4 protein-coding genes, 3 pseudogenes and 1 other annotated feature are annotated in these 9,039 nt (G+C 64.9%); of the genes and pseudogenes, 3 read left to right on the forward strand and 4 right to left on the reverse strand.

From position 1 onward, the window contains the following. Positions 1–572: 572 nt before the first annotated feature. Positions 573–2,060: an APC family permease gene (locus FGL98_RS23955; RefSeq protein ID WP_146321258.1), complete on the reverse strand. Its 1,488-nt coding sequence runs from the start codon at positions 2,058–2,060 to the stop codon at positions 573–575. Between the two features lie 451 nt (positions 2,061–2,511). Next, a pseudogene (locus FGL98_RS23960) lies at positions 2,512–3,732 on the reverse strand (IS3 family transposase). After that, positions 3,332–3,463, reverse strand: a sequence feature (AL1L pseudoknot). Its footprint overlaps the pseudogene before it by 132 nt. 59 nt (positions 3,733–3,791) lie before the next feature. On the opposite strand from FGL98_RS23960, the pseudogene FGL98_RS26565 reads away from it, so the two are divergent. The 3 genes and pseudogenes from FGL98_RS26565 to FGL98_RS27305 form a co-directional block, all read left to right on the forward strand. Then, positions 3,792–4,205, forward strand: a pseudogene (locus FGL98_RS26565) (IS4 family transposase); the annotation flags it as partial. A 239-nt stretch (positions 4,206–4,444) separates the two neighbouring features. Further along, positions 4,445–5,154, forward strand: a pseudogene (locus FGL98_RS27300) (ABC transporter ATP-binding protein). Continuing rightward, the gene (locus tag FGL98_RS27305) at positions 5,052–5,336 is read left to right on the forward strand and encodes an oligopeptide/dipeptide ABC transporter ATP-binding protein (protein ID WP_246136726.1); all 285 of its coding nucleotides are present in this window, start codon (positions 5,052–5,054) and stop codon (positions 5,334–5,336) included. The pseudogene FGL98_RS27300 and the gene FGL98_RS27305 overlap by 103 nt, the downstream one beginning before the upstream one ends. Before the next feature lie 430 nt (positions 5,337–5,766). Here FGL98_RS27305 and FGL98_RS23980 read toward each other — a convergent pair whose 3' ends face one another. Both FGL98_RS23980 and FGL98_RS23985 read right to left on the reverse strand, forming a co-directional pair. Further along, positions 5,767–7,185, reverse strand: a complete 1,419-nt coding sequence (locus FGL98_RS23980; RefSeq protein WP_146321264.1) for an NAD(P)/FAD-dependent oxidoreductase — start codon at positions 7,183–7,185, stop codon at positions 5,767–5,769. 171 nt (positions 7,186–7,356) lie between these two features. Next, positions 7,357–8,703 (reverse strand): NAD-dependent succinate-semialdehyde dehydrogenase, encoded by a 1,347-nt coding sequence (locus FGL98_RS23985; RefSeq protein ID WP_146321267.1) that lies wholly within the window; start codon positions 8,701–8,703, stop codon positions 7,357–7,359. Positions 8,704–9,039 lie beyond the last annotated feature (336 nt).

Genomic DNA, 9,039 nt, shown 5'->3' on the forward strand with positions numbered 1-9,039 from the left:
TGGCGCCGGCCCAACAGGTCGAATGCGCGGCGACCCCTTTCAGGGTGGCCTCGGTCGGGCCGTGCGACAGGTGCCACCGATCGGCAACCCGCACTGCTGACGGGAGGGCGTTCGCACGCCTTGGGCATAGGTCGCCGACCCGCCCGGCACACGGCCGCGACCCCGCGGGATGCGTGGGGACCCAGTCGGTGAGGACCTGCCAGCCGACCTGACGTTCAACAGCAGGTACGTCGACTCGCTGGCCGGCGTCTGCGTCGATGAGGCATCGATGACGTCGCTCAGAATCGGTCTGGAGGCCCTCCCGGACTGCGCCGGCCGACTACCTCAGTAGCCGACACAGACGGCAGACCCACGCTGGTACGTGATCCGGCGCCTACCAGGCGGGCACCCGCGCCGCCGGCCACCGCACCTGCCACCATCTCCCTGAACCGGATTCGAGATCGACCAGGAGCCGACCCCGAGCCCACCAAATCTCTTTGACTCCAACTCATACAAGCCACCAAACGGGACTCGGGTGGTCGGAGGGTGAAACGCCCTCCGACCACCCGAGTTGCCGTTTGATGGCTCACGAACTACCCCTCGAGCTCGCCGACGAGTTCGTGGTCATCCGCAATGAACGCTCCGAACTTCTCCCGGAGCACGAGGCTGTTGCGGACGCGAATGATCGCGTACCCCAGGGCGAGGACGACAATGCCCAGAGCGATGTACGGGAAGTAGTTGTACGGAGCAGGCTGCCCTGGTTCGGTCAATGTATAGAGTGGGACGATGACAATCGCCGCGCCGATCAACGGAAGAATGCCGTGACGCACAATATTGAATTCTGACCGGCGCTCCCGCAGAACGTATACCGGAAGAGCAATGTTCACACAGAAGTATGTCAGCATCACCAATATTGTGCCAAGAGTTCCGGCCTCTCCGAAGTAGGTGACAGTATCCATTCCGCCTCCCCATCCCCAAGCTATGAGAAGAACAAAACCCACGCCTAGGTATGTGAGTAGGGATAGATATGGTGTGCGAAATCGGTCATGAACGCGACCCAGGTAACTAAAGAGCATACCTTCACGTCCCGAGTTGAATATTATCCGCGCCTGTGCGTTGGCCGCTCCGATAAGGCATGCGAATATGGAGGTCAGTCCAGCAAGGTAGACCAAGAAGACCAAGACCGCACCCTCGCCTTGCGCAGCACTCAGAAAGGGTACTGCTTGAGCTGCCAGTGCGGTTGAGTTCTTGTTGAATCCAACCACGGTTGAGAAGGAAAGGTAGGTATAAACGACTGTCAGCAGAACGGTGGCGAACAACATAGCTCGGCCAACGTTCTTGCGCGGGTTGTGGCTCTCCTCGGCCATCGCCGCAGAGTCTTCCCAGCCGATGAACAAGAAGATCGCCAATGGGAAGCCGAGAGCAAATCCGGAGAAGCCGTCTTTCCAGTGTGCGGGAGATAATAGGTCCCACGAAATCGAATGGTGATGCGAGATCAGCAACCAAGTCGAAACAAGAAGCAACGTCGTGAGTTCCAGTGCGTAGAAACGAGCGCTCCATTTTACAGAAATTTGAACGCCACGTACGACGAGTAGCGCTACGACGGCTATAGTGACCAAGCCGATGACCTGCCAGGGTATCGTAACGCCGGTGTAGTGCTTAATCGCACTCTCTGCCCAACCGCCTGAAAGCCCAATAACGCTACTTCCAAGAACGATGTATCCGAGTGCTAGGACGAGTGCGAACACTGTGCCCACTGTTCTGCCCAAGCCAGCACCAATGAATGAAACAAACGATCCTGTTGAGGGCCTGAACATTGAAAATTGAGACATTGTGTTCACAAGAAACAGGCACGCGACACCAGCAACAAGAACGGTTAGTGGCGACGCTAGACCCGATGCTGATGCGATGATGGCAAACCCGAAGATGAAACTCATGGCCGGAGCCATATTGGCCATCGTCATTGCCGCCACTGCCATTGGGCCTAACAGATTCGAGCTCAGCCTGTCGGACCTGTCAACGGGCCTTCGCGGTGCCGACGTTGGGGGTACAGGCTCTGGCCCTCTTGCGGTAGCGTCCATCGCACTCTCCTAAGTTGTATACGGTATTCGGTCACTTGGCAGCGGCGGTGTCAAGACCTGCAGGTGACTGAAAATGACGACACTGACCAACCGGCACTGCTGCGATCACCATGGTCAAGGTCCTTCGTGTTTGGCGACCTTGCGCGATCGCAACGCCCGCCCTGATGTCATCCACGACGCGTACCCAGTGAGACGCGTAGCCTCTTATGCGTCTTGCCGACATCGACGCATGGCGACGTGCCCAGAGCAGAAGGAGGCCCGGCCGGCTCGGTTATGGTCCTCATCCGGGCCACCACGTCCGAATCGGCGTGTGGCGACAGCCCTGCGTGCGTTGTTCGAGCGGGTCGCGGCGCCCTTGGGTGGCCCGGACACGCCCGGGGTGTGGCTGGCCGGCCGGGGGATGGTCGTGTCAAGTCCCGGATTTTGTTGAGGGTCTGCGTGTGTTGAATTTCTATGCTGCGGTATCGGTGGTTTGCTGCTGGGCCCAGTAGGCGTCTTCGACCTCGATCGGAGGTTGATAGTTGAGCATGGAGTGGAGTCGTTCGTTGTTGAACCAGGCGACCCAGTCGGCGGTGGCGACCTCGACGTCGTCGATGCCGTCCCAGGGCCCGTCCAGGTGGATCAGTTCGGCCTTGTACAGCGAGTTCAGCGCCTCGGCCATTGTCGTAGGAGTCCCCGCGAGACCCGACGGAGGCCACAGCCTCGGCTTCCTCGAGCCGGCTCGCGTACCGCAGCGCGCGATACTGCACGCCCCGATCACTATGGTGCACAAGGCCTTTCACATCCTGCCCGTCACGCTGACGAGCGTACAAGCCCATCTTCAGCGCGTCCAGCGCGAGGTCGGTGTACATGCGGGTGGAGGCCTGCCAGCCGACGATCTTGCGGGAGAACACATCCAGCACGAACGCGACATACACCCACCCGGCCTCGGTTCGCACGTAGGTAATATCGGCCACCCAGAGCGTATTTGGGGCGTCCGCGACGAACTGCCGATCGACCAGATCCTTCGGCCGGCCAGTCTCCGGTGCCGGGCGCGTGGTGCGCGGGAACCTGCCGCGCACGGTACCGCGGATCCCGAGCTCTTTACAGAGCCGCTCGACGGTGCACCGGGCCACCTCGATGCCGTCACGGCCCAGCTGCCGGTGAATCTTGCGGATCCCGTAGACCCGCATCCGCTTGTGCGCGTGGATACGCATGATCTCCTCCTTCAGGTACGCGTCGCGCCGGGCGCGCGGCGAGGGTGGACGCTTCTTGTGGGCGTAGTACGTGCCGGGGGCGATCTTCACGTCGAGCTCGTCGGACAGGACACGGCAGATCGGTTCGACTCCCCAGCGGTGGCGGTACTCGTCGATGAACGCGACGACTACCTGGATGGGCGGTCGAACTCCGCCGCGAAGAAAGCCGCCGCGGACTTCAGGATCTCGTTGCTGCGACGCAGTTCCCGGTTCTGCTTCTCCAGCGACCGGATCCGCTCCTCGGTGTCCTCACGCTCGACGGGCAGGCCCGCCTTCTCGGCCTGACGGACCCAGTTACGCAGTGCTTCCTTGTGCACGCCCAGCTGGTCAGAGATCCTCGCGATCGCACCAGTGCGAGTCTCCGGGTCGCGGCGGGCCTCCACGGCCAGCCTCGTCGCGCGCTCCCGCAACTCCTGCGGGTACTTCACATTCGCCATGATCGATGGGTTCCTTCCAGGAAAACTGGCTTTCCCTCAATCAAACCAAGGACGAGTCAGTCGCGATCGACGGGACGTGTCTGGATGTTGCGGATACGCCGGTCAATGACGCGTTCTTTAGCCGGCCCGTGGTGAGCAAGGGTGAGAAGTCGGCGTTTCCGCAGGCGCGGATCGTCGCGGTGGGCTGAGTGTGGCACGCATGCGCTGCTGCCGCGCGCGTCGGGTCGTGCAGCGACTCGGAGGCGGTGTTGACCGAGCGGCTGCTACCGGCGCTGGAGCCGGGGATGCTGGTGCTGGCCGACCGGCGGTTCTTCTCGTATGCGTTGTGGCGCAAGGTGGTTGCTACCGGGGCGGATCTGGCGTGGCGGGTTCGCACGGATGAGTTCGGGCCGAAGCCCCATCGCGTGCAGGACCTTCCCGGCGGGTCCTGGCTGGCGCACTTACGACCGGCGCACGACAAGACCAGCGGGCCGGCAGAGGGCATAACTGCGGAATGCTGTGGAGATCCGACTGATTCGGCCGCGGCGAGGCGACGTGCCGCACAGGCAAGGAATGGCGATGGCAGACGACGTGTCCAGGACGGCGCCGCGCGGTGATACGGGTGCCATGCTGCGCGTGGAGGATCTGCACACCGAGATCCCGGTTGCGAAGCGGGACGATCAGGGCCGTCGACGGCGTGAATTTCGAGGTAGGTCGCGGCGAGACGCTCGGTGTGGTTGGCGAGTCCGGGTGCGGTAAGACGATGACCGGTAGTTCGATCATGCGGCTGCTTCCGCCCGGTGGGCACATCACGTCCGGGCGGATCGTGCTCGACGGGCAGGACATGGTGCCGCTGGGTGAGCCCGAGCTGCGGCACGTGCGTGGCAACGAGATCGGGATGGTCTTCCAGGACCCGATGACCTCGCTGAACCCGACTGCCACCATTGGCCGGCAGCTGGTCGAGGCGATCCGCCTACACCAGCCGGTCAGTAAGCGGCAGGCCCTCCAGCGGGCCATGGAGGTGCTTGACCTGGTCGGCGTACCACGACCGAGCGAGCGAGTCGATGCGTTCCCTCACGAGCTCTCCGGGGCCTACGGCAGCGGGTCATGATCGCGATGGCATTGGCCTGCGACCCCAAGCTGCTCATCGCGGACGAGCCGACGACCGCATTGGATGTCACTATTCAGGCGCAGATCCTCGCCCTGTTGGACTCCCTCAAGGAGAGTCTCGGGATGACCATGATCCTGATCACCCATGACATGGGCGTCATCGCAGGCCGTGCGGACCGGGTCGCGGTCATGAACGCCGGCGCGTCGTGGAGACCGCACAAACGCATGAGCTGTTCGATCGGCCCCACCACCCGTACACCGAGGCGCTCCTCGCATCGATCCCTAGCCTGGACCCATGTCCAGAGCCCTGGGTCAAGGCGGACGACTCGGTAATGCATGGTGAACTGCCATCGCCGATGAACCCACCCTCGGGGTGCCCCTTTCGAACCCGCTGCCCCCTTGCCCAAGAACGCTGCGCCGTGGAGAAGCCGGCACTGCGCTCCTTTGGCGAGGGCCACCGGGCCGCGTGCCACTTTCCCCTTTGGCCGGCAGCGTCGGCAGATACCGGCCGCTAGCTACGGCCCCCGGCGGAGCCTTGCTCGCAACGGCCACGTAACGCACGGATGCCGTACAAGCGGCCGGGACGCTCGAGGGGAGCTCGCTTCCGCCCGTTGACGGCAGAGTCCGTGATGTCGGTATCGGCGCTATCCGGGTGGCGGGTGACAGCGGTGTTGCCCCCGGCTCCGGGTGATCGTGTGCGGCGCATTCGGGTCAGGGGTGGACGAGACGACGGTAGGAGATGACACGGGGGTGTGAGCCAGAGCCGGCAGGCTCGGTCGCCCGAGCGATAGGTTCCGCCGGCCCGCAGGGGCCGGGTACGCGGCCACCGGCCCGCGCCGGGCGGTGGCGTCAGGCCTGAGCGAGGGCCGGCGTGCCGCGCAGCACACCGATCCACCGGCTTCTGGTAACGATCGGCCGTTCTCGCTCCGCTCTGGCCAGAACTCGTCAGCGCCCGGTGATCTTGTCGGCGAGGCGGGCCAGGTTGCTGGTGTGATCCAGGTCGCGGTGGTCTTCACGGCGGTCGGCGGCCCGGTACAGGGCGTACATGGCGTGCACGCCGGCCCACCGCAAGGGTTCGGGTTCCCATGGCCGCACCCGGCGTCCGACCCATGGCAGCTCCACCAATGGGCTGTCCCGCCGCAAGGCGAGGTCGGCCAGGGTACGCCCGGCCAGATTGGTCGTCGTCAGGCCGCTGCCCACATACCCACCGGCGGTACCCAGGCCGGTGGGCCGGTCAAAGCTGACCGTCGCGCACCAGTCGCGGGGCACACCCAAAACACCACACCAGGCCTGCGCAATGTTCACTTCGGCGGTGGCGGGGAGCAGGTGATGTAGCAGGCTAGTCAGTGTTTCGATGGTCCGCGGTTGGGTATGGCCGCGCTGGTCGGTGCGTGAACCGAAGCGGTAGGGGATGCCTCGCCCACCCAAGGCGATCCGGTTGTCGGCGGTGCGCTGCGCGTACATGTAGGCGTGCGCGAAGTCGCCCAGTAGCTCAGCACCCTGCCACCCGATCTGGGACCTGACCGAGTCCGAGAGTGGCTCGGTCACCACCATGGAGGAATTCATCGGCAGCCAGGCACGGCGTGCACCCCTGATGCTCGCGGTAAAGCCCTCCAGGCACCGCAGTACGATGGGCGCCGACACGGTGCCCCGGTCGGTAAGTGCCGACCCCGGCCGGATCTCGCTCACGGTGGTCTGCTCGAAGATCTTCCCGCCGGCCCGTTCAACCGCCGCCGCCAGGCCCCGGACCAGTTTTGCCGGTTGCACCCGCGCGCAGTGCGGGACGAACAGGCCGGCCCGTGCGCCGGCGACAGCGATCCGGTCGCGGATCTCCGCAGCCTCCAGGTATCTCAGGTCCTCCGGCGCGGCGCCCCAACCTCGCTCATAGTCGATCTCGTGGCGCAACCGGTTCTGCTGCGCCCGGTTGCGCGCGACGTGCAGCACACCGTCCTTGACGATGTCGGCGTCGATCCCCTCGACGGTTGCTACACGGGTGACCTCGTCGATTGCCGAACGCATCAACCGCAGCAGCTCGACGACCGCCTGATGCCCGTGGGTGGCGGCATACCGCTCCCGCGATCCCGCCAGCTCCGCGGACAACCAGCCACCGTTGCGCCCGGACGCACCAAATCCAGCGAATTCCTTCTCCAGCAGCACGACCCGCAGGTCCGGCTGCTGATGCAGCAGGTAATACGCCGTCCACAAACCCGTGAACCCGGCACCGACGATGCACACGTCCGCGTCCCGGTCTCCCGGCAGCGCGCCCCGATAGCTCGGCAGTCCGATGCTGGAGTACCAGTACGACACCTCGCCGTTTCGCACCCCAGACGCCGTGGCGGCACCAGGTGTGCTGATCGTGCTCATGGAGATCTCCTATAGCTCGGCAACATCGAAAAGTACGGCGTCGACGGCATGCCCAAAACGAGTGCCGGCGCTGACGTGGCCCGCGAGGACGCCACCATTCCCAACACGACACGAACCCGGCCGTGTGCCCCGTCCAGGACAGTCGTCAAGAGGCAATCCGTGAGTCCAGGTTTAGCTGACGGTGCGGATGAGTTTTTTGTTGACGAATTCGTCGATACCGAGGGTGCCCATTTCGCGGCCGAAGCCGGAGCGTTTGACGCCGCCGAAGGGAAGTTCGGCGCCGTCGGCGAGGACGCCGTTGACGAAGACCATGCCGGCTTCGATCTGGTCGGCGACGCGGGCGGCCTGGTCGGGGTCGGTGGTGAACAGGTAGGAGCCGAGGCCATAGGGGGTGTCGTTGGCGACGCGGACGGCTTCGGCCTCGTCGGCGACCTTGTACACGGTGGCCACAGGCCCGAACAGCTCCTGGTGGTAGGCGTCGTTGTCGGGCGTGACGTCGGTGAGCACGCCGGTGGGGAAGTGGGCGTCGTGGCGGGTCCCGGAGGTTTCCAGGTGGGCGCCCTGCTCGACGGCGGCGTCGATCTGGTCCTGGAGTCGGTCGGCCGCGGCGGTCGAGGACAGGGGGGAGATGCCGTCGTTGTGGGCGAGGACCTTGGCGGTGAACCTCTCCAGGAATGGCTTGTAGAGGCTCTCGGCCACGATGAAGCGTTTTGCGGCGTTGCAGGACTGGCCGGTGTTGTCCATCCGGGCGGCCAACGCCTGGTCGACCACCTTGTCGAGATCGTCGGTCGAGAGCAGGATGAACGGGTCGGAGCCGCCCATCTCCAGTACGACCTTCTTCAGGTTGCGTCCGGCGACCTCAGCGACGGCCGCCCCGGCGCGTTCGGAGCCCGTCAGGGACACCCCAGCGACGTGGGGGTCGGCGATGATGGTCGCGGCCTGGTCGTTGGTGGCGTAGACGTTCGTGTACGCACCGTCGGGGAATCCGGCGTCGTGGTAAACCTGCTGGATCGCGGCCGCGGACTCGGGGCACTGGGGCGCGTGTTTGAGGATGATGGTGTTGCCAATGCACAGGTTCGGTCCAGCGAAGCGGGCGACCTGGTAGTAGGGGAAGTTCCACGGCATGATCCCCAGCAGTACCCCGAACGGGGAGCGGCGGATCAGCGCGGTGCCGTCACCGTCGAGCAGCGCGATCGGTTGGTCGGCGAGTAGCTTCTCCGCGTTGTCGGCGTAGTAGCCGTAGATCGCGGCGGAGAACTCGACCTCCCCGATCGCGTCGGGCAGGGGCTTGCCCATCTCCCGGACGATAATCGCGGCGAGTGCCTCCTTGCGCTCGGTGTGCAGGTCGGCGACGCGACGGATCAGCGCCGCCCTGTCGGCCACGCTCGTGGACCGGGCCCAACCCGTGCTCGCTGCGGCCGCCGACGCGATCACCGCCTGGACCTCGGCGTCGGTGGCGGTCGGGTACTCCTTGATGACCTGGCCGGTGGCCGGATCCGTCACCGCGTACACACTCATCATCATGATCCTTTCGAGGCGGTTGGTGGGTTTCGGTTTCGTGCTCGTACAGGGGTGTGACACGGTCCCGGCCGGTGCGGAGCCGTCGCGGCTGACCGGGCGGGGGTCGGGGTTCGGCGCAGGCCCCGGCGCGTCGACTGTTGTGGGCCGGCCGCCGGGTCGAGGCCGCGTCGGCAAGGACGCCATCTCGGCCAAGCAGACGCAACTCATGTTGCTGGTGCTAGAGCCGGGACCAGGCCTGCGTGAGGACGCTGCGTAGTTTTTGTTCGATCTCGTCGAACTCGGGTTGTCCGATGATCAGTGGTGGGGCGAGTTGGATGACGGGGTCGCCGCGGT

Source organism: Leekyejoonella antrihumi, assembly GCF_007845645.1.
Taxonomy (GTDB): Bacteria; Actinomycetota; Actinomycetes; order Actinomycetales; family Dermatophilaceae; genus Leekyejoonella; species Leekyejoonella antrihumi.

Coding starts and splice junctions, on each gene's coding strand:
- FGL98_RS23955 (WP_146321258.1), bottom strand. CDS start 2,060: ATGGACGCTACCGCAAGAGGGCCAGAGCCTGTACCCCCAACGTCGGCA.
- FGL98_RS23980 (WP_146321264.1), bottom strand. CDS start 7,185: ATGAGCACGATCAGCACACCTGGTGCCGCCACGGCGTCTGGGGTGCGA.
- FGL98_RS23985 (WP_146321267.1), bottom strand. CDS start 8,703: ATGAGTGTGTACGCGGTGACGGATCCGGCCACCGGCCAGGTCATCAAG.